Source organism: Marinomonas sp. ABL3_031 (assembly GCF_056161265.1).
This window is the reverse complement of sequence record NZ_JBSWYU010000001.1, coordinates 138,528-162,461: the sequence shown is the minus strand read 5'-3', so window position 1 is coordinate 162,461 and position 23,934 is coordinate 138,528. Positions and strand designations below refer to the sequence as shown.

The window sequence follows — 23,934 nt, the reverse complement described above, 5'->3', positions numbered from 1 at the left end:
TGAATAAAAATCATATCTTTTTGATTTAGTTGGTTTTATTCAAGCAATTAAAAAGATTTATCACGGAATAACGAAAGCTCATGCTCAATAAAAATTAATGATATGATGAAAATCATTAAACGGTAGCCAGTAGACCTTCATCATTTAAAAAGATAATAATGACGTTAAGTCTTAATCATTGATTTTGTGTCTGCAACTTCAGTCGCTGCCGAATTCGACTTAGCGCCACAGGCGTAATGCCTAAATAAGAAGCAATTTGTTGTTGGGGTAGGCTGTCTTTTAAATCCGGATAATCAACACAAAAATCCAAATAACGACGTTCTGCTGAGTGCTCAACAAAAGCACTTTCTCGCGTGTCTTTGGTGAGAAAAATTTGTTCCATAAAATGACTGTAATAGGTCATAAAACCTAAGTCTTGATGCATCTGAGTATAAAACTCTTGCCAATCATAAGAGCTGATCACACAATCCTGTAATGCCTGTATGCCAAATAAGGTCTCCGAATTTTCAACCATTGCTCGAGTGGAACCAATAATATTAGGTGCTCTCACAAAGGCCTTAGTGAATTCTTTGCCCTCTTTGGAAATCTTCACATAACGCACCAGACCCTTATGCAAAAAGAAGAGTCGCTGAGCATATTCTCCTTGGCGGAATAAAAAATCCCCTTTTGCCACCGCATGAAAACGCATCGGCAAAGTCAGTTTTTGCCAATCAATCTGATACCCCTGCTCAGCAAAATGATGTTGAAATTCGATTTCTAGTTGCGTCTTATCCATACCATTTCCACTGTGTTTCTAACTCAATATCATTAGATAGAAATTTACCCTTCTGTTATAGGTTTGATTTTAGTTTGTTGGTCAATCAAAAACAAAGCCACCAGCAAACATAGCAGCCCCAATGCAAATCCCATACTCAGTAGCAAAGACCAGTTCCAAGTCACCAACACTAAATACACTGCGACCCACACTGGGATAGTATAAGAAGCCGCCAGTATTCGATTCGCCCCAACGCTGCGCACTAAAACTTGTTGCAACATAAAGGTAAAAAGTGTCGTGAATACAGTCAAATACAAACCGTTCAACCAAAATGACAAGTTGCCCCAGGCCACTTCGGATAATTCTCCCCATATCAAAGCGATGGGCAGTAACCACAAAGAGCCAAACAACATAATCAAAAAAGCACCCTCAAAAGCCCCTATTGCCTGTCCCCATTTTTGAACAGACACCACATGAAAGGCTAACAATATAGACGCGCCAAGAAAGATATAGTCACCTTTGTGCCAAACAAACGGTCCGTTTCCTTGTGTCGCCAGCAACACCAAAATAGCCCCCAAAGAGCCCAACACAAAACCAAATACCTTGACGGGTGACATTGCTTCATCTAACCAGCACTTAGCGATCAACACACCCATCAGCGGCACTAGAGTATAAAGCACAGACGTATGCAATGCTGTAGTCGATTGCAACGCAACAAACATACCAATAAAAAAGCCAACCAAAGCCCCACTAATCACAGCGTATTGCCAGATTTTTTGGCGAGAAAAAAGTGTCCTAAGCTGCGCGAATACTGTTTGTTTATTGGTTGCTCTTTTCAAGTACTCTTTGCTAAGTAGAATGCCTGTCATCAGCACCAAAGCCAATACAAAACGAAAAAATGCCGTGGCAATGGGACTGGCATATAACACCATATTGCCTGACACCACAAACGACGACGCCATTAACAAGGCCCACACCAGTAATGTAATAAGAGGATTCATAACAAGAGTCCTTGTCTCAATTATGGCAAGCTAGCAAGATCACAGGACGACAGTTATGCCAATTTAGGGGCAATAAAACGGTCAAATATATGCTGAGCGATGACAACTTCAATATGCAGATTAAAGACCTCAGCTAACAAGGTATGTAACGTTAAAGCTGAATCGATCAATGTTTCTTTTTCGATACCTTGTTGACGACTAAAAAACAGATGATTACGAATTCCCGCCGTGCGGGTTGTATCCTTAATACTGACAACCAGATTATTCACAAAAACGGCTTTATGATGTTTCGAAGAATAAAAATGACCCAATACACAATCTTCATCCGTGTAATGAGCCAAATCAAAGCGATACAGGGTATAAAATTGCTTAGATTGCGACTTCCAAATTTGCAAATCGAATTCCCCTTTCGCGTTCTTCACAATACGATAGGTATCCGTTGCAATGGTTTGTTCTAACCCTGGCTCTAAACGCAATGGTTGTGTTGGACAATCGGCACCAAACCCCACGTCTACTAAATACACATCATCTTGTATGCTGACTAGAGTAATTCTGTGAGTACGCGGGCGATCTAATAATTGACCATTTAATACCCGCGCCATCACCAATCGCACGTCATAACTAAGATGGAACAACAATTCAAAAGCCAATTTATTGTGTTCAAAACAATAGCCACCAAATCCCTGGGAAACTATCTTGTCGAGAATATTGGAGAGATTTAAAGAAATGTCTTCACCTAATAACACGGCCAAACTATTAAAGCTGTAGCGTGAAATATGACGAGATTGTAAAGAGCGAACAAAGTCCAAAGATTGACTGGTCGGAACAGTAAGTTGTAAATCGGTTAAATAAGCCTGTAAATCAGACATGATGATCTCCTTTTATTTCGCAATAAAGTAGATCATACAGAGAAAGAAAATTAGAAGAATTAACCTAGGTTAAGAAGGCCTAAACTCTTCTGCAAAGGCAAAACAGCAGAATTATTCAAACCTTCCCTTATTATACAAGACGAGGCTTAGGCTGAATCGCCAAAAAAACCTCTATAACACAGGCACTAATGATAAAGAGAGCCCCCATATATTCAATTACCCCCATACGCTCTTCAGGTAAAATGATGCTCGCGGAAATCACCGCCACCACCACTTCCGACATCATGAGCAACCCCGCCCGACCCGGATTAATTAACTTCTGTCCCCAAAAAATAGCAATGACGACCGGCATAAAAATCAACAGGGAAACCAGACAAGTCACAACAACAATGGAGGCTGTAAGTTCGAAATAGACAAAAGCAACCGGGGCAAACAGATACCCAATGACCAATGCCCCTAATGCAGTGATGGAAAATTGTCCTAACGCCATACCGGCTATCGGTATCTGGTCATAACGTCGAACCATTGAGGCACCTAATGCCCAAAAAATACCAGACAAAAACGCCAGTAAATCACCTATCCCCTGTGAACCAACATCGCCTTCGGAAAGCAACAAGACCATACCAGAAAGGCCGATAAAGACCGCCAGCCAACGAGACCATCCGACCCGCTCTTTTAACCACACAATTTCAATTAAAGTGGACCAAACAGGGGTTAGATAAAATAGCAAAGTGGCTCGAACAACTGAGGAATAAACGACACCTGATGAATACAGGGCAATTCCCATTCCGGTACAAAAGCCTACCAACAGAGCTTGACGCCAATAGGGTCGGTATTGCCGCCAAGTCAACCCAACTAACAGCAGCAATGGCAAAATAGCGGGGATATTTAACAAAGCGACAGCCGTCATACCATCGACCCCTCGAGATTCTAAATATCTCAATGGCATCCAGTAAATTCCCCAAAAAGAGGCTGCGATGAACACAACAGCCGACGCAAATTGTGTTCTTGATATGGCAAGCAATTGCATAAAACCGGTTCCTTATTAGCTTAAAACATACAGAGCATGCAAAACCCTATAGCTCATTTAAGCGGCGTATAAAAACGATGCAACTGACAATATAACCCAAAGAAAGCGATGTACAATCCTTTTACCTGTTACCATAAGACTCATCAAAACCTGATAACAAGGTATAAGGTATAAGCCAATAAGATGATGGTGATCGAATGCGGTATTGGTCCCAAAGGACAATGTCTGATCACTACTGGCCTGCTTCCAAGAACCAAACATCCTGTCCCAAACCGCTAAAACCACGCCAAAGTTACAGTCATAGTCTTCAATACTGGAAGAATGATGACGCTGATGCTGAGCGGGAGAAATCAGCCATTTTTCCAACTTCCCATAACTGAATACCACATGCGAATGTCTCAAGTTAGCCCCAAAAACATTGAATAAAAAGGTAAAAATAGATACTCCCCAAACAGTATAAAGGGAAACCTGATCAGGAAAGAGAACAACAAAGACACCAATACAAACCGCTTGAACCAAAGAAGCGCGTAAAAAAAACAAAATGCCTTCTACTGGGTGCGTACGAAACACCGTCATCGGAGTGAGTACTTTAGCACTATGGTGAACTCGATGAAAATTCCAAAGAATAGGCCATTTATGCAATAGGCGGTGGAGATAAAAACGACTAAAGTCGTCTAGCAAAAAATAACTCACCGTAAATAACGCCACCACAAGACTGGTTGACAGCCTGATTGGAGACATCTCTAGCATAAATGATTGACATTGATAGTAGACCCAAGTCGTTAATAACACACTTGATGGTAATCTAGGTGTTAGCAGAGCCATTACAAAGCGATTAATCAAAAACACTAAGTAGTCCGTTTGCGCGGATTTATGCCACCAAATAGTAGGCGAAAGGAATTGTTGTAGACGTGTTTTTACTTGGCCGGGATAACGCCACCCAAAAAACACCATTGTCACCATAAAAGCGGACATCAAATACCAAATAGACACTCGCTTCTGCACGCTTTGCAAATCAGCAAACGTCTGCAGCAACACACTCAACAACCAATCAAGATAGGTCATAACAACATTTAAGAAAGGGAATGAAAGATTACGATAAGAAAAAGCATAGTGCCTTCTCTTATCGTATGATCAAACATTAGTCGTTTTCGGCACTCACGCCGGTATTCAGGTTTTCCATTAGATCCGAAATACCTGCTGTACGGTCACTCAGCTTGGCTTTCAGTGCAAATTTCTCAGCCAAATGCACTTGCAGCTTCAACATATTCAACTTGTACTCATTCATAGAAATGCTCTTCGCCTGAATGAATGCACCATCAGCGCCTACAGCAACCACTTGTGAATCACCAAACAATACAGGACTGAATCCAGTCAAACGATTCAGCTGAACTTGCGTTTCACCCAATTCACGACCAGCCGCTTGTAATGACAAGGTAAAACCCTTCAATTCACCCCAATGTTTCACATAATTACGGTAAGGCTTGGCGATATCACCATTGGATTTTTCAGCTTTTTGCAGTGTTTCAATGTCTTTGTAGACACTGCCCGCGTATTTAAACGCCGCTTCTGCAATCACTTTCTGCCAGTTATCTGCAATGACTTTAGCGTATGCTTGCAACTGTTGGCGCTCAGCAGTAGAGAGCTTCTCACCTTGTGCGTCTTGTATCAGCTTACGACCATCATAGAAAGCTTTCATGATGGTATGAAAGTATTGAGTACCACCTGACGCATCCACACTCGCTGCATAATAGGCATGGGCAAATGCCATCTCAGATTTAAGATCAACCACACCATCTTTGTTGTAATCCGCCTTAGCAAATACTTCTGGCTTCATTTTTGTGATATCGACAACGTCTTGCGGTGTTAAATTCAAAGCATCAATGGGTGCTCCGAAGTAACCAAAGGCTTCATCCCAAACATGCTCTTTACCCGTGTAAGCAACACCATCTTTGTACGCTTGATCATTAGGGTGGACATCCGCACCTAATTTTTCATCCAAATAATGATTAACCGCTTTATTATAGAAAACAGCGCCCATGGAGAATTTTGAGATCAACTGAATGTAGTCATAGCCATTCACTGGATCAAAGCCTCCTTTGGTTTTCGCCGCTTGTACTATCATGCTGTTCAGTACTTCCGCCGCCGTCATGTTACCTGGCCAACCAGTTACCACACCCTTATAAGCGCTGGTTGCTAAGTCTTTGCCAGATGACAAGTCATCAATTTTACTTTGTTTAATCGCAAAGCCTTCCTTAGAAACAGGATCGATAATGTCACGACCTGCCGCTGTTCCTGAAAAGTACAGGTTCAACTTATCAAGCAAGGCTTGATTATCTTTCCCATTGCCTTGCTTACCCAAGACCTTGATTGAGTTATGCAATGCGTGACGCGCAATTTGTCCACCATATGACACTGAGCTTGTTTTATCGCCCTGATAGTCCTTTAAAGTAATGCCAAATTCATAGGTTGGTTCTGCTGCCTGTGTGGCTCCTGCCATACTTAACATCAGCAAAGATGAAACCCATTTATTTTTCATATTGAACCTCTAGTCATACTCGCGCTGAGTATTTTTTTATTATAGAAAATGCAAAAAAATCGCAAAGAGACAACAAAGATACTATTGATTCTTATTTTTACTTAATAAAAAAAAACTATAGCGCGATAATTTTTGCTTATAACTCATATATAAAAATTTAAATAAAATGAAGAAAGAGACTCGATAAGCCTAAGGAAAGTGCCAATTGAATAGGCAACTGTGGTTTTGGCAGAACCAATCTGATTAGCTTATATGCCGCCAATTCAGTGTTTGGGAAGGCTGCTCTCCAAACAGTTGCTTGTAGTCTTTAGCAAATTGACTAAGATGCCAAAATCCCCATTGAGCAGCTACCTGACTAATATTTACCCTTGCTGCTGTGCTCGTCAAACTGCTTTTCACAAGGTCGCGACGCACACCATTTAAGCGTGATAGACGTAGATATTGAATTGGACTCACTCCAAGAATGCTCTCAAAACTGTATTGCAAAGTACGACGGCTTACATTTGCTACCTCGCAAAGTTGAGTAACAGTAACCGGTGCATCCATATGCTGATCCAAAAAACTACGGGCACAATCCACAACTTTTTTACGATTATGATAACTTTGTGTTCGCGCAGGTTGCGGGGTCTCGACCTTTAGCACTTCCAGCAATGCCATTAAGACGACATCTTTTTGCAGACGTGATGGGGTTTCATTTTGTTCCACCGACAACAAGCGTTGCATTAAAAAACGAACTTCTTCTAAGGTTTTGTTTGGCACACCAAGACGACCATGTTCGGTAAGTTCCTTCCAATTCAAGTCCAGACCATGAATGCCTGCGACTTTGATTAAAATATCTTGATCCACGACCAAACCAAACAAATCATATTCTTCTGGCGTCGAAAGCTGGAACTCACGGTCACCAGGTCGACACATAATAGTATCGGGATGAATGGTTAACCCATTGATGCGGCTGAGCTTTTCAGCTTGAAGGGGAATACCTAACCAAACAGAGTCTGGCCAGACAACACATTTTTGCTGTAATGCTTGACTAGTGTGCTCATGAAATATCTGCAAACCATCAAAAGACAATTCGACAATACTGCCATAGAAGTTACCACGACTGGTCTGGTCGTATTCTTGCTGCCAATTAGTCAGGTTTCTGGCATGCAAATCGGCATCATACGCTTCAGAAAACCGGACTTCTTCGCCCCAAATTGGTGCGAATAGGTTTGTGCTTAACATATCAACCTCATCTTCCCTACCCAGAAAAATCAATAACCATTTGATTTTTAATAATTTTTAAATTTTGCCATTATTTGATAACGCCTTTTCGGCAATTTTCTTAAAGTAGATAGGAGCAAAACCTGTGCCTTTTCTACACATCATCGTAATAAAGCAGTGTTATGTTTTTCATCAGCAGAGTAAATCCGTTTAAAGAGCCGATACATGAGCCAAAACCTCAAAACGCCGCAATTTCGTCATATGCTAGGAGAGCGAACCTTTACTTTCGCAGACCTTGCAGATCTTATGGCCAAAGCAACTCCTGCGCGTTCTGGTGATCGTTTAGCTGGTGTGGCAGCTGAAACCGCTGAACAACGCGCCGTGGCACAAATGACCTTGGCCGATGTGCCATTAAAATTGTTTCTTGAGCAGCCACTGGTACCCTACGAAGACGATGAAATAACCCGCTTAATAATAGACGAGCACGACAAAACAGCTTTTGCTCCTATCTCCCATCTTACCGTGGGTGGATTTCGTGATTGGCTATTAAGCGACTTGGCCAGCCCAGAAATACTGAAATCCATTCGTGCTGGCGTAACGCCAGAAATGGCGGCGGCGGTAAGTAAAATCATGCGCAACCAAGATCTCATTTTGGTGGCGAAGAAGTGCCATATTCGTACGGCATTTCGTAATACCATAGGGTTACCCGGCCATTTGTCCACGCGCTTACAACCGAACCATCCTACTGACGATTTAACTGGCATTGCTGCGAGTATGTTAGACGGTTTGCTATACGCTAACGGTGATGCTGTAATAGGGATAAATCCAGCGACAGACAATGTTCAGCAAGCCACACGGCTCATCAAGATGATGGATGAAGTTATCCAGCATTACGAAATTCCAACACAATCCTGTGTACTAACTCATGTTACCAACACTATTGAGTGCATTGAACAAGGTGCACCTGTGGATTTGGTGTTTCAATCCATTGGCGGTACACAAGCCACTAATGACAGTTTTGGTTTCAATCTCGCTACCTTAGCCGAAGCTCAAGACGCCGCATTATCTTTGAAGCGAGGCACAGTTGGCAACAATGTGATGTATTTTGAAACCGGTCAAGGCAGTGCTTTATCCGCTAACGCTAATCACGGCTTAGATCAACAAACCTGCGAAGTCCGAGCTTACGCTGTGGCACGTAAATTTGATCCATTATTAGTTAATACAGTGGTTGGCTTTATCGGCCCAGAATATTTATACGATGGTAAAGAGATTACTCGTGCCGGTCTAGAAGACCATTTTTGTGGAAAATTACTTGGTTTACCAATGGGCTGCGATGTTTGCTATACCAACCATGCCGAAGCCGACCAGAATGACATGGACAACTTGCTGACCTTGTTAGGCGTTGCAGGCTGCACTTTCATTATGGGTATTCCCGGCTCTGACGACATCATGCTTAATTATCAAACCACCTCTTTCCATGATGCCTTATATGCCAGACGCGCACTTGGACTTAAGCCCGCACCTGAGTTCGATGCTTGGCTAGCGAAGATGGAAATCTTCAAGAATAACGATCAGTTTACTTTGAATTCCACTTTGCCATCAGCATTCCAGCCTTCTCTACAACGCTTAATTGGAGGTCTGTAATGGCTCAAGGCAAACAACCTCAACAAGAAAGTGCTGTTACTGAAAACAGCTGGCAAAAGCTTAAAGCCTTTACCGACGCACGTGTTGGCCTTGGCCGCTCAGGCGTCAGTACACCTACCCAACACTTATTGGCTTTTCAACTTGCTCATGCGCAAGCTATTGATGCAGTACATACCCAACTCAATGCACAACAGCTGGCGCAACAAATCATGGCTCAGGATTGGGCCCCAAACTGTGCCCCCCTATTCTTGCACAGTCGCGCGATGGATCGCGCCACTTATTTACAGCGACCCGATTTTGGTCGGCGCTTAGATCAGGCATCTGCAGATCGCTTGGATCATCACTTTAAAACAGAAAAAACAGAATACGATTTGGCGATTGCTGTCGTGGATGGATTGTCATCTTTAGCAGTCGAACAAAATACCATGCCCTTTTTAGAGGCATTATTTGGTTATTTATCATCTCAAAATCCAATTAATCAGCAAGACTGGTCAATTGCTCCCCTTTGTTTTGTCGAACAAGGCCGTGTGGCCATCGGCGATGATATATGCGAAAGGCTGAATGCCAAATGCGTCATCGTACTCATTGGTGAACGCCCGGGGTTAAGCTCTCCAGACAGTTTAGGACTGTATTTAACCTGGGGTGGAAAAGTGGGCTACACAGACGCTTACCGCAACTGTATTTCTAATATTCGTCCAGCTGGCCTGATTTATGCAGAAGCAGCACGGAAAGCTTTTTATCTGTTAAACGAAGCACGAACACTAAAATTATCCGGCGTCAAACTAAAAGACAGATCGGATGACGATTTACTTGAGCATGACGCCCAATCAACGGAGAACTTTCTAGTTTCATAAAGAAACGTCTAGGGATTTTACTGGTAAGACAGTAGACGTTTGTCTTAGACAAACCTCAATATCATGGATTGATCTATAAAAAGCAGCGCACTAAGACGTTGTATTCATAATGACTTCGGTCACATAAAAGCTAACTACTCCCACTAAAAGGAAAAAACTATGGCAACAGAAACCCCAACTCTGGAGTCCTTGCAAGCGTCTCTCGATGCTCAGCAAGCGATATTTAACATGCACCAAGCCATGAATGTAGAAGTTTTCTACTGGTGGTGTACCGCTATCATGGTAATGATTCACGCAGGCTTCCTAGCCTACGAAATGGGTGCGTCTCGTAGTAAAAACGCCCTTGCAGCTGGTGTCAAAAACATCTTAGCATTGGCCGTTATCATCCCAACTTTCTACCTATTTGGCTGGTGGATCTACAATGCTTTCCCTGGTGGTATCATTCCAGCAGAAGCGTCTGGGGCTCTGCCTTGGTCACAAAGCATGGGACCTGACGTTCAAGATATGGGCACAGGTATCTTCTGGGCAGCCTTCGCACTATTTGGTGCAACGACTGGTTCCATCATGTCTGGTGCGGTAATCGAGCGTATTCGCGTTAGTGCTTTCCTTATCCTAACCGTTATCCTTGGTAGCGCTGTGTGGATTCTTGCTGGTGCTTGGGGCTGGCACCCAGACGGCTGGATGCTAACAGAAATGGGTTACCATGACGTTGGTGCATCTGGTGTTGTACACGCTATTGCTGGTTTCTTCACTTTGGGTGTGCTGATCAATCTAGGGCCACGCGTAGGCAAGTTCATCAATGGTGTACCACAACAAATCCGTGCTCATAACCTACCAATGACCTTGATCGGTTTGATGATGATCATCTTTGGTTTCTTCGGTTTCCTAGGCGGTTGTATCATCTTCAACGGTGGCGACACTGGCTGGACAACTATCTACAACAACCCAACTAACTTGTCTGCTTTTGCTTTCAATACTTTAATGGGCTTTGCAGGTGGTGTAATCGGTTGTTACATTGCAACTCGCGATCCTTTCTGGACCATGTCTGGTGGTCTGGTTGGTATCATCTCTGTTGCGGCAGGTCTTGATCTATACGATCCAGGTTTGGCTTTCATCATCGCAACTTGCGTAAGCTTCATTGCAGTTGGTGCAGCGAAATTCCTTGAGAAGAAAGGTGTTGATGATGCTGTTGGTGCCGTTTCCGTTCACGGTGTAACAGGTGTGGTTGCGGTCATCCTAGTGGGTGTATTTGCAGGCGGCACGCCAAACGTTGGTGGCAACCCAGCCATTAGCCTATACGGCCAAACTGTATGTGCCATTGTCATGGCGGTACTTGGCTTTGTTCCAGGTTATGTTGTGTCTTACATCTTGAAGAAACTCAACGTACTACGTGTACCAGAAAATGTAGAAGTATTGGGTCTAGACGAAGTTGAAATCTTAGCTCACCCTTACCCAGAAAGCGTACCTGCTAAAGGCAACACTACTGAAACGGGTGATCTAGAAGCGAAAGGAGCTTAATTATGGGTACATCAATTACATCATGGGAAAACGTATCAGCTTACTTTACTTTTGCTGATAGCCCAATTTTATTAATGCTATTCAGCCTAGGTGTGGCGGGTATTGTTGTTGGTCTTATTCGTTTCATTATGAAACATGAAACAGAAGCCTTTGATAATCACAAGTAACATTTACTGATTAGCTTAAGCAAGTAAACGCCCCCATGACGAATGTCATGGGGGCGTTTTTATTTGTCTATTAAAAAGTTCAACCGAAAGGTCAAAATTAGCAAAGTTTTTGCATACAATCGAAGTATCCATTATTAACTGATTCATTTAGGTAGCTCACAACACATGAAACATTATTTAGAAAGAGATTTTACAGGTTATGGTCGCGATCAGTTACCCAAGGTCAATTGGCCAAATGACGCTCGTATTGCCGTTCAGTTTGTGTTGAATTTTGAAGAAGGTGGTGAAAACTGTGTGGCGCATGGTGACGAGCATTCTGAAACCTTCTTATCCGAAATGTTTGGCGCGCAAGCGTATCCAGATCGTCACATGAGCATGGAGTCTTTGTACGAGTATGGTTCACGCTCCGGCGTTTGGCGCATACTAAATGAATTTCAACGTCGTGATCTTCCCTTAACCATTTTTGCTGTTTCCACCGCCTTACAACGTAACCCAGAAGTGGCCAAAGCCATTGTGGACGCTGACCATGAAATCGTCTGCCATGGTTTAAAATGGATTCATTATCAAGAAATGCCTATCGAAGAAGAAAGACGCCATATGCAAGAAGCCTTGGCGCTGATCGAAAACCTCACTGGCGTCAAACCCATGGGTTGGTATACAGGTCGAGATTCGCCAAATACTCGCGCGCTGGTGGCAGAACATACCCAACTCAAATACGATTCTGACAACTATGGTGACGATCTGCCCTATTGGGTGAAAGTGCCGCATCATGAAGAGGCGAATCAAACCAAGCCACATTTAATCGTGCCTTATACCTTGGATTGCAATGACATGCGCTTTTCATCACCTTATGGTTTCAGTCACGGTGACGAGTTTTTCCAGTACCTAAAAGACAACTTTGATTGCCTGTATGAAGAAGGCCAAACTCGCCCCAAAATGATGTCCATTGGCATGCACTGTCGTACACTTGGCAAGCCTAGCCGCTTCATGGCACTAAAAAAATTCCTCGATTATGTTCAGTCCCATAACCACGTCTGGATTACTCGCCGTTGCGACATTGCTAACCATTGGATCGAGCATCATCCACCCAAAAGTGACTGACCTACAAAATTAATTAGCATCAAAACAGAGCGTTAAGTAATGACTGAGCGCTCTTTTAGTTCAAAACACTTTTAGTTTACAAATAACAATATTAATAATAACGAATGCGACTTTGGTAAGACTCACTTTTGACTTGGTGTTGGTAATGTAAAGGCGTTGCCGTTACCAGTTTTTTAAACTCTCTTAGGAAATGAGATTGATCACTGAAACCAAGGTCACAAGCCAACTCTGAAAAGGCAATCTCATCATTATGGTTAATGTCATAAATCGCAGATTGGCAACGAACTATACGACAAAACATTTTAGGTGACATGCCAACTTCATCACGGAATAAACGTTGAATTGTGCGAATGGTATAACCGGTAAGACTTTCCAATTCCCTCATTCTAATGTTGCCTTTATGCTCACATATATACTTCACCACCATGGCAGTAATATAGGAAAACTGACGAACATCTTGTTGAATAAAAAATTGTTCAGCAATCGATACTTGCTGAGAAAAAGATTTAGTATCAACCACTTGCTCAAACATTTGTTTTGCTTTAGGTGCCATATCCAATAGGTTGTATTGGTGCTCAACCAAGTCCTCGGCACACACATCGAACAACTCTGAAATCACCCCAGTGGCAAAACGCACACCAAAATATTTATGCTTATGAATGAATTGCGGATTCATAGCTTCCAGTGCCGTGCCACACACATTCGCCACCGGATGCGATTCATCACAATCAAATACGATATCCACACAACCATCAGGAATAGCAAAAGCGGTTTCCGCTGATTTATCCGCCTCAAAACTATAATAATGAGAAATTTCATGACTCATAGAGGGACTGACAGAAAAATCATTAGCCGCACTTAATACAAACCAAGGCTGCTTAGAATGAATACAAGATACTCGATCAATGACGGATATTGGCGGCATGATTTATCCCCAGATAAAACAAGATAATTCACCAATATCTGCAAAAAGAACGCCAAGATCCGCTTTTCTAGTAAAAGTGTTATGTCGCAAAAGTTCAATACGAACACAAAGCAAGTCTCTAGGATTTCTTCATACCCGCTGTTTGTAATCTTTATTAAGCTGATCAAATAAGTGCATCACCTGTTTGGCAGCCACAAACGGTTTATTTCATATTTTAAGCTGAGACTTTGCTATGTCAGACAACACTAAGATCGATTTTATCTACCTCTCTGAACAAGACATGATAAAAGCAGGCGTAACAGACATGCCAAAATGCGTCGACACCATGGAAGAAATGTTTGCACTGTTACACTCTGGTGATTACCGCATGGCTGGCCCAAACAGTGACTCTCACGGTGCCATGATCACCTTTCCAGAAGAATCTCCTTTTCCACGTATGCCTAAACCCACTGCTGACCGCCGCTTAATGGCAATGCCAGCTTATCTAGGTGGGGATTTTCAAACCTGTGGTGTCAAATGGTACGGCTCCAATATTGCCAACCGTGAAAAAGGACTACCACGCTCAATTCTAATGATGATTTTGAACGATATTGATACCGGAGCACCTCTTGCCTACATGTCAGCCAACTTGCTTTCCGCTTACCGGACTGGTGCCATTCCAGGAGTAGGGGCTCGTCACTTGGCGCGCAAAGATTCCAAAGTGATTGGTCTTCTCGGGCCTGGTGTGATGGGTAAAACATCCGTAGCGGCCTTCATCGCTGCTTGCCCTTTTATTGACACCATCAAAGTAAAAGGTCGCAGCCAGAAAAGCATTGACGACTTTATTGCTTGGACACAAGAAAACTACCCCCAAGTCACCAAGATTGAAGTGGTAGACACCATAGAAGAAGTGGTACGCGATTCCGACATCGTCACTTACTGTAACTCAGGTGAAACTGGTGATCCATCGAAATACCCGCTTGTTAAGCGCGAGTGGGTTAAACCCGGTGCCTATTTAGCCATGCCCGCTTATTGCAGTCTGGATGAAGACATGGAACGTAAAGACGTGCGCAAAGTACTAGACAATACCGGCCTTTATGAAGCCTGGTTCGAAGAAGTTCCCAAACCTGCCCATAACCACATTCCTCTACCGGGTGTGCGTTTTATGGACATGGTTGAGCAAGGCTTAATTACCAAAAACGATCTTGAAGACCTTGGAGCCATTGTCGCAGGGGACACTCAAGGCCGCCGAAACGATGAAGAAATCATCATTCTTTCTGTCGGCGGCATGCCTGTAGAAGACGTCGCTTGGGCAACCAAAATCTACCGTAATGCCTTAGAAAAAGGCATTGGCGTCAAACTCAATCTTTGGGATACCCCTGTACTGAGATAACACCTCGCTTCCTTGGCCATCCCATACCAAGGAAGCACTTTTTTCGATATTGAGGCAATATAATGACCAACATCATCAAGCTAAAGACGGGTTCCAAGTTCGAAGAAATCGGCAGTTATTCCCGTGTTGTCGCCGTCGACAATTGGATATTTGTCTCTAATTCCGCTGGAAGAAACCCCATTACCAAAGAAATTCCGGTCGACGTATTAGAACAAGCTGAGCAAGTATTTAACAACATAGAAACGGCACTCGAAGCGGTTGATTCTTGTCTTGCTGACGTCGTCATGTCGCGTGTTTTTATTCAAGATCCAGCCGACACTCACAAAGTCATGGCGTTCATAGGCTCTAAATTTCAAGATATAGACCCTGCCACAACAGTAACTTGCCCACCTCTTGGCTCAACACAATACAAGGTTGAATTAGAAGTAACGGCTTATCGCGGTGCCGATCAAGCGCCAACACAAAGAATTACTCTTTAATCGATGATGAGCGATTTACTGACAGGCCCGCCATTTATAGGTACACGTATATGACAAAACTTCTCAATACTCTTGTCACCGAAAACAAGCTCCCCCAATCAACCTCAGTAGTAATTATCGGTGGCGGTATAGTGGGTATCAGTGCGGCTCTAACATTCGCAGAACGCAATATTCCTGTTGTGCTGCTTGAGAAAGGTCACATTGCTGGAGAGCAATCATCTCGAAATTTAGGCTGGATTCGAAAAACGAGCCGTCATGCGGCGGATGTGCCACTTGCTCAAGCCGCCGATAAGCTCTGGGCGGAAATGCCAAAGCGCCTTGGGCAGCAAGTAGGTTATAAACAGTCAGGCATTATGTTTCTAGCCAGAACGGATGAACAAGTTGCCATGCACGAGGCTTGGCTCAAGTCAGTTGAAGATCTTGACCTTGATTCAAAGATGCTCAGCACAAAAGAGATAGATCAGCATGTTCCTGGCGGACAAGGCGATTGGAAAGGCGGCGTGTTTACCCCATCAGACGGTTGTGCAGAACCCGCCATTGCCACAACGGCAATGGCTAAAGCCGCTATGGATAAAGGTGCAACGATAATCCAACAATGCGCCGTTCGCAGCTTGATCACCAGCGCGGGCAAAGTAAGTGGCGTTATGACAGAACACGGGGAAATACAATGCGAGCAAGTGCTACTAACAGGTGGTGCTTGGTCACGACGTTTGCTTGGGAATCATAATATTTCCTTACCCACTTTACCGTTAATCTGTTCTGTATTTCGTACTAAGCCAATGGAAGGGCCAACCGATATCGCAGTGGGTGGCCCAGATTTTTCCTTTCGCAAACACCAAGATGGCGGCTTTATCATTACCCAACGTGGCAAATTAGATGCGCCAATCACACTCGATCACTTACTCATTGGTCGCCAGTATTTGCCACAACTAAAAGCCCAAGGCGATTTTTTAAATGTGACATTTGGCAAGGATTTTTTCCACGACTTAACGCTCCCCAGACGCTGGAAGGCTCATCAAGTTTCGCCTTTTGAGAAAATTCGTACTCGTGATCCAAAGTTCAATCCCAAACTCAACCAAGATGCTTTAAACAACTTAACACAAGCCTGGCCCGCGTTTGCCGAAGCACAAGTTGAAGAAGCGTGGGCAGGACTCATTGACGTCACTCCAGACTCGAATCCAGTGATTGATCGTATTGATGCTCTTCCGGGGTTAACGGTTGCCACTGGCTTTTCCGGCCATGGGTTTGGTACTGGACCAGCGGCTGGTCAAGTGGCTGCAGATTTAGTTACCCAAGCTACGCCATTGATAGACACAACCCCCTATCGATTTGATCGACTCTAATCATAACTTCTAAAAAAAGCGTCTAAACGCTAAACGACAAGAGGAGCAAAAAATGTCAGATTTAACTCAACCCAAAACGGTTAGTAACGCGGCCTCGGCCGCTACCCACTCAAGCAAAAAGCTCGGTTTACCCACCATGATGGCCATTTGTGTCGGTTTGGTCATAGTACAAGGTGCTATGATCTCAGCCTTACAAGGTATCGGAATCGGTGGTATGGCCTTTATTGCGGCCATGATCACGGCATTGGTGCTGGCACAATTTAACGCCATGAGCTTTGCCGAACTGTCCTTAATGTTTCCAGAAAAAGGCACACTAGCCACCTACACCCAAAAAGCCATCGGCCATTTTCCTGCAATAGTGTCTGTATTTGCAGGTTACGTCGTCGTTGCCATTTTAGCTCTACCCGTCGAAATGTTTCTGGTCGATGCCATGTTAGGTCAATTATTGCCCGGTTTACTGCCTGAAAAAGTAGCTCCTTTGCTGATTTTAGGTTTGTTTACCATTACTAATTTGATTGGCACAGATGTCTTCGCAAAGGTCCAAAATTTACTCGCTTTCGTGCTAATCAGTGCGCTGATTTTAATTGGATTAGTTGCCATTACAGGCGCAGGAGAACCTCATCCGCCCCTAGCAGGCCCAAGTGTCGACTGGAGTTTTGGCGGTGTATTAGATGGCAGTTTTATTGGTTTGGTTGGCTTAGCGCTATGGACAATGGTAGGCGTAGAGTTTATTTGCCCACTGGTAAATGACGTTAAAAACCCGAACAAAAATATCCCGCGCGCTATGCATCTATCCTTGTTTATGATTTTTTTCATCTTCCTCGCCTTTACCTATGGCGCAAGTTTATATCTTGATATTCCGAGCCTTTTAGAATCGCCGCTACCTTATCTTGACTATGCCAATGCGGTATTTGGTAAGGCCGGACTAATCATCGCAACCATTATGGCACTGGCCGCCACTTGCAGTACGATGAACACAGTGCTCGCTGCGGTACCGCGCATGCTCCAAGGTATGGCCGAGCAAGGCCAAGCATTTCCTCAGCTTAAAACAACGAATAAATTTGACGTTCCTTGGGTTGCTATTTTAATGCTTGCCATTGGTGCGAGCATTCCTTTCTTTGCGTTTGGCATCGACTCTCTGATTGTTTTAGTCATCGCGGCTACCACCAGCTGGCTTCTCGCTTACTGTGTGGCGCACATCAATGTGATGGTGATGCGTAAACGTCTACCGAAGCATGCTCGTCCTTACCGCACGCCTTTCTACCCTTTTCCACAAGTACTTGGTTTATTCGGCATGCTTTATATCGCATTGAATAATTCACCAACCCCTGAAATGACACAAATGGTGTACAGCATTACCGGAGGCATCTTGCTTGTTTTGGCCATTATTGGCGCTATTTGGGTGAAGTTCTTTATGAAACGTGGTCTGTTCGAAGCAGATATGAGCTAACTCTAGTATTTCAACAAGATAACAGCACCTCATAGTAGGTGCTGTTTCACTTTTCTACTCTTTTCTCCATCCATGAAAAGGAGGTGCTGTCCCTATGATATTTGAAAAGAAAAAGCGGCTCGAATTAGAACAAGCCTTAGCCAAATCCGAATCTGAAAAATACCAATTGGAAATTCAATTGAACGCGCTTAAGGAAGAACTTAGTCGCCAAAAAATTCCTCGATTATGTTCAGTCCCATAACCACGTCTGGATTACTCGCCGTTGCGACATTGCTAACCATTGGATCGAGCATCATCCACCAAAAAGTGACTGACCTACAAAATTAATTAGCATCAAAACAGAGCGTTAAGTGATGACTTAGCGCTCTTTTGGTGAATCAATTCTGTTACTCAAGCCAATTCAATATTGTCCGGCAAGGTCACGAAGATGGAATGACGAATCTCATTATTCAAGGCTTTGCTACAGTGACCTTCACCTTGCGTATCTTCTAACAGTAACACATCGCCTGCGCCAAATTGGCGAGTTTCACCGGATGACACCATGAATTCACAACGCCCCTTGATGATAAAAAGTAATTGCCTTTGCGGTGCGGGGTGCCATTTAAAATCATAATCACTGGGCGTTTCTCGAAACATAATTTCCCCTGCAGAGAAGCGCTCAGATAGGAAGCCGATTGGGCCGCCATCTTTTAACCCAATGTCCAATTCGGCAAACTCACTTTTGCCATCGTCTTGATGAAAAATTCGCGTGATCTTCATAACAATTCCTATCTAAAAAAACCACTTACTCCGTGGGCAAGTGTTGGATGGCGTTATCTAATACAGCAAGCGTCACCGCCACATCCTCTTCTAGAATAGCTTCCGCAGGATGATGACTGATGCCTTTGTCGCAACGCATGAACAACATGGCGACAGGACAAATGTCCGCAATGGCCATGGCATCATGACCGGCCCCAGAAGGCAACGCCAGTGGCTCGTAACCCCTTGCTTGAATGGCATTCGACAGAATATTTTGTAACCTAGGGTCACATTGCACCGCATCGGCCGCATGAGTTTGTTCCATACTCAATTGCACATTACGTCGTGCCGCAATGGCTGCCATTTCGGTCATGATCTGCTGTAGAGCGGCATCACGCTTATCATCAAATTCACTGCGAATATCGAGAGAAAATTGCGTCGAACCGGATATCACATTGACTCCGTTGGGACGATTGTTAATTTGTCCGACCGTCGCCACTATGCCATGCTGCTGTGCCACCTTTTCCACTGTCAACACCATTTCGCTGACCGCACATAGCGCATCTTGACGCAAGTCCATAGGAACAGTGCCGGCATGACCCGCCATGCCCGTGACCGTTAGCGCATAGCGTTTGGCTCCCGCAATGGCGGTTACCACTCCAACAGGCAGATTTTTGTCTTCTAAGACTGGCCCTTGTTCGATGTGCAGTTCCAAATACCCCAGCAAAGAAGCTGTGTCGATCTTGGCTTGATGCACTTGGTCAAACGCTAAGCCAAACGCTTGCATAGCTTGACGCAAGCTAATGCCATCTTGATCGGTTAATTCGGCCCAACTCTCGGGCCATTGACCGGTTAAAGCGCGACTGCCCAACAAGGTAGAACGAAAACGCGTCCCCTCTTCGTCACCAAAACCCACCAAATCCAGATGAAAAGGTAGCTCCACACCGGCTTGCTGCCAAGCCTGAATCAAACAAAGTGGCGCTAACACTCCCAACATGCCATCGTATTTACCCCCATTGGGTACGGTATCCAAATGACTGCCTAGCAAATAAGTAGGCGCATTAGGCTGTTTCGATTCAAGTCGCCCGCATAGATTACCCGCCGCATCTTGCCAAGTACTCATGCCAGCTTGTTGCATCCAGCTCGCCACCAAATCATTCGCCTGCTGATGCTGGGGGGTCAGATAACGACGATCCAAATACTCGTCTGATTGACTGATTTTACCAAGCTCATCGCAACGCAACATCACTTGCTGAGCGATTTTGGCATAATCCATCATCGCGCTTCTCCAAGCGTCTGCGCGGCATAAACGGCCATAGCAGCATCCACACCCGCGCCCGCTGTAATGCCAAAACCGGCGCGACGCAATACGGTTTCTAAGGATTGCAAAGTGTGTAATACAGCGTCTTGGCGAGCGTTGTACCCCATGGTGCCAATGCGCCATACTTTGCCTTTTAATGGGCCAAAGCTGGTGCCAATTTCGATGTTGAAAATCTGCAACATGTCATGACGAATACGTTCACCATCGACCTTGTCAGGAATATGAACGCCAACAACGTTACTCATCTTGTGCTGCAAATCCCCATAAGGTTTCAAGCCCATGGCTTGAATGCCTTGCAACATGGCATCGCCTGCCACCTGATGACGTTTCAATACCGCGTCTTGTCCCTCACGCAGTAACTCGATGGCACATTGACGAGAACCGAACAGCATGGTTGCCGCTTCCGTATGATGATTAAGGCGTTCTTCGCCCCAATAATCCATGATCATAGACAGATCAAAGTAATTAGATCGAATGCGCTGACCTTGCGCATCTTGATGATGGCTGTCACGAATGCCCGCTTCCACATGATGACGCTTGCGCACTACTTCGACAAAACGCTCACTCATAGAAATTGGCGCACTACCAGAAGGCCCACCAAGGCATTTCTGCAACCCAACGGTGACCGCATCCACTTGCCAAGCATCGGTTTCAAATGGATTGCCCGCGATAGACGCCGTAGCATCTGTGTAGAAAAGCACATCATGAGTATGACAAATTGCCCCCAGTTCTTCTAAAGGCTGTAACATGGTCGTCGAGGTATCACCTTGCACTATGGCCAACACCTTAGGCTTCACACGCTTAATTGCCTCTTCAATTTGCTGAGGGTCAAATACCTGACCCCACGGCACTTCAATGGTATGCACTTGCGCATCGGCGCGCTCGGCGATTTCGGCTAACAAATGCCCAAAACGACCAAAAATAGGAATCAGCACCTTATCACCCGGTTCAAGACAAGAGACCAGGGCCGCTTCAATGCCCGCACGAGATGTACCGTCAATGAGAAAAGTTTGCTCATTTTGAGTATTAAAGACTTGGCGATACAAGGACATGACTTCATTCATATAGCTGGTCATAGTCGGGTCGTATTGACCAACCAGTTGCGTCGACATGGCCGACAAAACTTGCGGATAACAATTGATTGGCCCAGGGCCCATTAACAATCTAGGAGGAAGCGTCAAAGGTTGCATAATAAACTCCTATACCAAGACTTGGTAAAGCATCTTAATGCCAGTGAAAATCAACACGACGGCGAAAACCTTCTTCAATTTAGCGGCATCCAAGCGATGAGCTAAACCAGCACCTACCGGTGCAAACAAGACAGTCAGAGGAATGATACAAGCCGCGCCAATGAGGTTGACCAAGCCCACGGTACCAAACGGCGAATCAATAGGCGTTTGACCAAAAATCAACATGGTTAACGCAGCTGGTAAAGAAATAATCAAACCCACAGCCGCCGCGGTGCCAACCGCACGATGCGCAGGGTAATTACAAAACGTCAGCATAGGAACCGTCAAAGTACCGCCGCCAATCCCTACCATAGAACTGAAAAAGCCAACACAGGTCGCCATCATACTTTGACCTGGCGTACCTGGTAAGGATTGAAACAAGCTGTCTTTTTTGCCCAATAGCATGTTCAAGGCCGACAAGGTGGCAATCACACCAAACAAGAGTGTTAGCCACTCCCCTTCCACACGCGTCACTAAGAAACTGCCCACCATGACACCGACAAAAATAAAGAAGCCCCAGCGTTTTAGTAGATCAAAATCCACATTGCCTTTTGCTTTATGAGCACGAATCGAACTGATGGAAGTCGGAATAATCGTGGCCAACGAGGTTGCCGTCGCGACCAACATCGCCGTATCCGCACTGACACCTAATCCCTGATAGAGAAAGAACAACACCGGCACGATGACAATACCGCCACCGACACCCAATAGACCGGCTAAAATTCCGCCCACTACACCAGTGGCCATCATGGCGAGAATCATGGAATAGTTTTCCATTATGAATGACATTTTGTTCTTTACTCCTAAATCAAATAATCACTAAGCTAAATTACTAACAATGGCGCGGCCATCACTTCTTGGGTCTGTCGCCGCTTCAGCATCACCACTTGAGTGCAATACCACGGCACCGGCGTGACCCATTAATTCATTACAAGATTCCACCTCGACCAGATCGTGTCCACGAGTGGTTAAGGTATCAACTGCAAGCGCAGCAAAATCTTGTTCAAGTTTGAGGTTATGACTTTCATCTCCCCACGTTCGACCTAACAACCAGCGACCTTGGCTGATGGCCTGATCCAAAGGCAAATGATGATACACATAACGACTGAACAAAGCGGCTTGGGTTTGCGGTTGTCCCTCTCCTCCCATGGTGCCATAACTGATACGACGACCATCCTTTAACTCAGCAAAGGCAGGGTTCAAGGTATGGAAAGGTTTCAAATTAGGTCCAAGTGCTTGCAAAGAATCTACTTCTAAGGAAAAAGACGACCCTCGATTATTCCAGACAATCCCAGTGGCAGGACTGACCACACCGCTGCCAAATTCCCAGTACAAACTTTGAATATAACTCACCATGCGTCCTTCACTGTCACACGCGCCCATCCAAATGGTATCTCCCGGTTTGGCTAGATGCGGCCAAGCTTGAGCTCTGTTAAGAGAGATGTCCTGCAACATGTTATCTAACGACTCATCACTCAATAACGAAACTAGGTCAGTGGGTACGCGTGTCACATCGGTAACATTATTATTGCGTGCGATAAAAGCTTGCTTGGTGGCTTCAATGAGTAAGTGCGCCATATCAACATCGTCATTGGCTTGCTCGTGTAACCGGTCGTACAAGGCCAGAATCAATAAGGAAGCAATGCCTTGGGTAGGCGCGGGTAAGTTGTATAACTTCCCTTGGCTGGTCGTCACGCTCAATGGCGTCACGCGCTGAGCGCGGTATTGTTGAAAATCGGCCAAGCGAATAGGCGAACCGGCGGCTTCTAGATCGTTCGCCAAAGACGCTGCAATCTCACCTTGATAAAAATCGCCTAAACCTTTTTCTGCTAAAATTTCTAAGGTTTCAGCCAGCTTTGGCAGACATAACACATCACCCACTTGATACGTTTCACCTTGCTTTAAAAAAGCAGCGAAATCGGCAAAGGGGGATAAATCAGCGTAGGTTTTATTGGCAGCGGCCACGTAACTCGCAGTGACCTCACTGCCCGCTTTAGCCCAATGAATGGCATCCGCCAACAAATCTTCTAAGAGTAAACTCTCTTGCCAATTGGCACTGATGGTTAAGGCTTCTTGCCAACCTGCCACCGCCCCTGCCATCGTCAAAGCCGCTTTACCGCCGCGACTCGGAATAAGGCTCTCACCTTGATAAAACTCTCTGGTTGCCAGCTGCGCCGATACCCCAGCGGCATCAATGGCAATGGGTTCTTTTCCTGGCTCACTAATTAACCAAAAACCATCCCCGCCCAAACCATTCATATGAGGGTAGACCACAGCGATGGTGGCTGCTGCCGCGACCATGGCTTCGATGGCCGTGCCACCTTGCTGAAGAATATTTTGACCAGCCTGAGCCGCTTTGAAATGCGGCGCGGTAAAGGCGATTTGAGATGTTGTCAT

General features: G+C 44.8%; 23 protein-coding genes. 10 read left to right on the top strand and 13 right to left on the bottom strand.

Annotation, left to right across the window (positions count from 1 at the left end):
- Nucleotides 1–175 precede the first annotated feature (175 nt).
- From ACXAH2_RS00810 to ACXAH2_RS00780, 7 genes are all read right to left on the bottom strand, one after another.
- Nucleotides 176–775, bottom strand: coding sequence for a Crp/Fnr family transcriptional regulator (locus ACXAH2_RS00810; RefSeq protein WP_475075881.1), 600 nt, complete (start codon nucleotides 773–775; stop codon nucleotides 176–178).
- Nucleotides 776–819: 44 nt separating this feature from the next.
- Nucleotides 820–1,755 carry a DMT family transporter gene (locus ACXAH2_RS00805; RefSeq protein ID WP_475075880.1) on the bottom strand — a complete coding sequence of 312 codons (936 nt, stop codon included), beginning with the start codon at nucleotides 1,753–1,755 and terminating at the stop codon, nucleotides 820–822.
- A gap of 53 nt (nucleotides 1,756–1,808) precedes the next feature.
- Nucleotides 1,809–2,624: an arylamine N-acetyltransferase family protein gene (locus ACXAH2_RS00800; RefSeq protein WP_475075878.1), complete on the bottom strand. Its 816-nt coding sequence runs from the start codon at nucleotides 2,622–2,624 to the stop codon at nucleotides 1,809–1,811.
- A gap of 130 nt (nucleotides 2,625–2,754) precedes the next feature.
- Complete coding sequence (locus ACXAH2_RS00795; RefSeq protein WP_475075876.1) at nucleotides 2,755–3,654, bottom strand: DMT family transporter; 900 nt, start codon at nucleotides 3,652–3,654, stop codon at nucleotides 2,755–2,757.
- 57 nt (nucleotides 3,655–3,711) lie between these two features.
- Nucleotides 3,712–4,719 (bottom strand): sterol desaturase family protein, encoded by a 1,008-nt coding sequence (locus tag ACXAH2_RS00790; RefSeq protein ID WP_475075874.1) that lies wholly within the window; start codon nucleotides 4,717–4,719, stop codon nucleotides 3,712–3,714.
- Between the two features lie 76 nt (nucleotides 4,720–4,795).
- The gene (locus tag ACXAH2_RS00785; RefSeq protein ID WP_475075872.1) at nucleotides 4,796–6,193 is read right to left on the bottom strand and encodes a DUF4856 domain-containing protein; all 1,398 of its coding nucleotides are present in this window, start codon (nucleotides 6,191–6,193) and stop codon (nucleotides 4,796–4,798) included.
- Nucleotides 6,194–6,436: 243 nt separating this feature from the next.
- Entirely contained in the window at nucleotides 6,437–7,417 is a 981-nt protein-coding gene (locus ACXAH2_RS00780) for a helix-turn-helix domain-containing protein (RefSeq protein WP_475075870.1), read from the bottom strand.
- A 204-nt stretch (nucleotides 7,418–7,621) separates the two neighbouring features.
- Between ACXAH2_RS00780 and ACXAH2_RS00775 the strand changes: the two genes are divergently transcribed.
- From ACXAH2_RS00775 to puuE, 5 genes are all read left to right on the top strand, one after another.
- Complete coding sequence (locus ACXAH2_RS00775; protein ID WP_475075869.1) at nucleotides 7,622–9,040, top strand: ethanolamine ammonia-lyase subunit EutB; 1,419 nt, start codon at nucleotides 7,622–7,624, stop codon at nucleotides 9,038–9,040.
- Nucleotides 9,040–9,894 carry an ethanolamine ammonia-lyase subunit EutC gene (eutC, locus tag ACXAH2_RS00770; protein WP_475075868.1) on the top strand — a complete coding sequence of 285 codons (855 nt, stop codon included), beginning with the start codon at nucleotides 9,040–9,042 and terminating at the stop codon, nucleotides 9,892–9,894. The genes ACXAH2_RS00775 and eutC overlap by 1 nt, the downstream gene beginning before the upstream one ends.
- A 159-nt stretch (nucleotides 9,895–10,053) precedes the next feature.
- The gene (locus ACXAH2_RS00765) at nucleotides 10,054–11,412 is read left to right on the top strand and encodes an ammonium transporter (protein ID WP_475075866.1); all 1,359 of its coding nucleotides are present in this window, start codon (nucleotides 10,054–10,056) and stop codon (nucleotides 11,410–11,412) included.
- A 2-nt stretch (nucleotides 11,413–11,414) separates the two neighbouring features.
- The gene (locus ACXAH2_RS00760) at nucleotides 11,415–11,579 is read left to right on the top strand and encodes a hypothetical protein (protein WP_475075864.1); all 165 of its coding nucleotides are present in this window, start codon (nucleotides 11,415–11,417) and stop codon (nucleotides 11,577–11,579) included.
- 165 nt (nucleotides 11,580–11,744) lie between these two features.
- Entirely contained in the window at nucleotides 11,745–12,680 is a 936-nt protein-coding gene (gene puuE / locus ACXAH2_RS00755; RefSeq protein WP_475075862.1) for an allantoinase PuuE, read from the top strand.
- Nucleotides 12,681–12,771: 91 nt separating this feature from the next.
- Here puuE and ACXAH2_RS00750 read toward each other — a convergent pair whose 3' ends face one another.
- Nucleotides 12,772–13,605 (bottom strand): helix-turn-helix domain-containing protein, encoded by an 834-nt coding sequence (locus ACXAH2_RS00750; protein ID WP_475075860.1) that lies wholly within the window; start codon nucleotides 13,603–13,605, stop codon nucleotides 12,772–12,774.
- A gap of 232 nt (nucleotides 13,606–13,837) precedes the next feature.
- Between ACXAH2_RS00750 and ACXAH2_RS00745 the strand changes: the two genes are divergently transcribed.
- The 5 genes from ACXAH2_RS00745 (at nucleotide 13,838) to ACXAH2_RS00725 (ending at nucleotide 18,490) form a co-directional block, all read left to right on the top strand.
- Entirely contained in the window at nucleotides 13,838–14,977 is a 1,140-nt protein-coding gene (locus ACXAH2_RS00745; RefSeq protein WP_475075858.1) for a tyramine oxidase subunit B, read from the top strand.
- A gap of 62 nt (nucleotides 14,978–15,039) precedes the next feature.
- A complete protein-coding gene (locus ACXAH2_RS00740) occupies nucleotides 15,040–15,456 on the top strand; it encodes a Rid family hydrolase (RefSeq protein WP_475075856.1) in 417 nt (138 codons plus the stop codon).
- Between the two features lie 50 nt (nucleotides 15,457–15,506).
- Entirely contained in the window at nucleotides 15,507–16,799 is a 1,293-nt protein-coding gene (locus ACXAH2_RS00735; RefSeq protein WP_475075854.1) for an NAD(P)/FAD-dependent oxidoreductase, read from the top strand.
- 52 nt (nucleotides 16,800–16,851) lie between these two features.
- On the top strand, nucleotides 16,852–18,249 hold the full coding sequence (locus ACXAH2_RS00730) for an APC family permease (RefSeq protein WP_475075853.1): 1,398 nt from the start codon (nucleotides 16,852–16,854) through the stop codon (nucleotides 18,247–18,249).
- Between the two features lie 94 nt (nucleotides 18,250–18,343).
- Nucleotides 18,344–18,490, top strand: a complete 147-nt coding sequence (locus tag ACXAH2_RS00725; protein WP_475075852.1) for a hypothetical protein — start codon at nucleotides 18,344–18,346, stop codon at nucleotides 18,488–18,490.
- Nucleotides 18,491–18,639: 149 nt separating this feature from the next.
- Here ACXAH2_RS00725 and ACXAH2_RS00720 read toward each other — a convergent pair whose 3' ends face one another.
- Genes ACXAH2_RS00720 through ACXAH2_RS00700 form a run of 5 tightly spaced genes read right to left on the bottom strand, consistent with a single transcriptional unit; the run spans nucleotide 18,640 to nucleotide 23,934 of the window.
- Nucleotides 18,640–19,008 (bottom strand): AraC family ligand binding domain-containing protein, encoded by a 369-nt coding sequence (locus ACXAH2_RS00720; protein WP_475075850.1) that lies wholly within the window; start codon nucleotides 19,006–19,008, stop codon nucleotides 18,640–18,642.
- Nucleotides 19,009–19,033: 25 nt separating this feature from the next.
- Nucleotides 19,034–20,266: an allantoate amidohydrolase gene (locus ACXAH2_RS00715; protein WP_475075849.1), complete on the bottom strand. Its 1,233-nt coding sequence runs from the start codon at nucleotides 20,264–20,266 to the stop codon at nucleotides 19,034–19,036.
- Nucleotides 20,263–21,498, bottom strand: coding sequence for a pyridoxal-phosphate-dependent aminotransferase family protein (locus tag ACXAH2_RS00710; RefSeq protein WP_475075847.1), 1,236 nt, complete (start codon nucleotides 21,496–21,498; stop codon nucleotides 20,263–20,265). Before ACXAH2_RS00710 ends, ACXAH2_RS00715 begins: the two co-directional genes overlap by 4 nt.
- 9 nt (nucleotides 21,499–21,507) lie before the next feature.
- Nucleotides 21,508–22,326: a sulfite exporter TauE/SafE family protein gene (locus ACXAH2_RS00705; protein ID WP_475075846.1), complete on the bottom strand. Its 819-nt coding sequence runs from the start codon at nucleotides 22,324–22,326 to the stop codon at nucleotides 21,508–21,510.
- A gap of 30 nt (nucleotides 22,327–22,356) precedes the next feature.
- A complete protein-coding gene (locus tag ACXAH2_RS00700) occupies nucleotides 22,357–23,934 on the bottom strand; it encodes a gamma-glutamyltransferase family protein (protein WP_475075845.1) in 1,578 nt (525 codons plus the stop codon).

Excerpts from the sequence above, each read along its gene's own strand:
- ACXAH2_RS00810 (WP_475075881.1), bottom strand. The coding sequence starts at position 775 with ATGGATAAGACGCAACTAGAAATCGAATTTCAACATCATTTTGCTGAG.
- ACXAH2_RS00805 (WP_475075880.1), bottom strand. The coding sequence starts at position 1,755 with ATGAATCCTCTTATTACATTACTGGTGTGGGCCTTGTTAATGGCGTCG.
- ACXAH2_RS00800 (WP_475075878.1), bottom strand. The coding sequence starts at position 2,624 with ATGTCTGATTTACAGGCTTATTTAACCGATTTACAACTTACTGTTCCG.
- ACXAH2_RS00795 (WP_475075876.1), bottom strand. The coding sequence starts at position 3,654 with ATGCAATTGCTTGCCATATCAAGAACACAATTTGCGTCGGCTGTTGTG.
- ACXAH2_RS00790 (WP_475075874.1), bottom strand. The coding sequence starts at position 4,719 with ATGACCTATCTTGATTGGTTGTTGAGTGTGTTGCTGCAGACGTTTGCT.
- ACXAH2_RS00785 (WP_475075872.1), bottom strand. The coding sequence starts at position 6,193 with ATGAAAAATAAATGGGTTTCATCTTTGCTGATGTTAAGTATGGCAGGA.
- ACXAH2_RS00780 (WP_475075870.1), bottom strand. The coding sequence starts at position 7,417 with ATGTTAAGCACAAACCTATTCGCACCAATTTGGGGCGAAGAAGTCCGG.
- ACXAH2_RS00775 (WP_475075869.1), top strand. The coding sequence starts at position 7,622 with ATGAGCCAAAACCTCAAAACGCCGCAATTTCGTCATATGCTAGGAGAG.
- eutC (WP_475075868.1), top strand. The coding sequence starts at position 9,040 with ATGGCTCAAGGCAAACAACCTCAACAAGAAAGTGCTGTTACTGAAAAC.
- ACXAH2_RS00765 (WP_475075866.1), top strand. The coding sequence starts at position 10,054 with ATGGCAACAGAAACCCCAACTCTGGAGTCCTTGCAAGCGTCTCTCGAT.
- ACXAH2_RS00760 (WP_475075864.1), top strand. The coding sequence starts at position 11,415 with ATGGGTACATCAATTACATCATGGGAAAACGTATCAGCTTACTTTACT.
- puuE (WP_475075862.1), top strand. The coding sequence starts at position 11,745 with ATGAAACATTATTTAGAAAGAGATTTTACAGGTTATGGTCGCGATCAG.
- ACXAH2_RS00750 (WP_475075860.1), bottom strand. The coding sequence starts at position 13,605 with ATGCCGCCAATATCCGTCATTGATCGAGTATCTTGTATTCATTCTAAG.
- ACXAH2_RS00745 (WP_475075858.1), top strand. The coding sequence starts at position 13,838 with ATGTCAGACAACACTAAGATCGATTTTATCTACCTCTCTGAACAAGAC.
- ACXAH2_RS00740 (WP_475075856.1), top strand. The coding sequence starts at position 15,040 with ATGACCAACATCATCAAGCTAAAGACGGGTTCCAAGTTCGAAGAAATC.
- ACXAH2_RS00735 (WP_475075854.1), top strand. The coding sequence starts at position 15,507 with ATGACAAAACTTCTCAATACTCTTGTCACCGAAAACAAGCTCCCCCAA.
- ACXAH2_RS00730 (WP_475075853.1), top strand. The coding sequence starts at position 16,852 with ATGTCAGATTTAACTCAACCCAAAACGGTTAGTAACGCGGCCTCGGCC.
- ACXAH2_RS00725 (WP_475075852.1), top strand. The coding sequence starts at position 18,344 with ATGATATTTGAAAAGAAAAAGCGGCTCGAATTAGAACAAGCCTTAGCC.
- ACXAH2_RS00720 (WP_475075850.1), bottom strand. The coding sequence starts at position 19,008 with ATGAAGATCACGCGAATTTTTCATCAAGACGATGGCAAAAGTGAGTTT.
- ACXAH2_RS00715 (WP_475075849.1), bottom strand. The coding sequence starts at position 20,266 with ATGATGGATTATGCCAAAATCGCTCAGCAAGTGATGTTGCGTTGCGAT.
- ACXAH2_RS00710 (WP_475075847.1), bottom strand. The coding sequence starts at position 21,498 with ATGCAACCTTTGACGCTTCCTCCTAGATTGTTAATGGGCCCTGGGCCA.
- ACXAH2_RS00705 (WP_475075846.1), bottom strand. The coding sequence starts at position 22,326 with ATGTCATTCATAATGGAAAACTATTCCATGATTCTCGCCATGATGGCC.
- ACXAH2_RS00700 (WP_475075845.1), bottom strand. The coding sequence starts at position 23,934 with ATGACAACATCTCAAATCGCCTTTACCGCGCCGCATTTCAAAGCGGCT.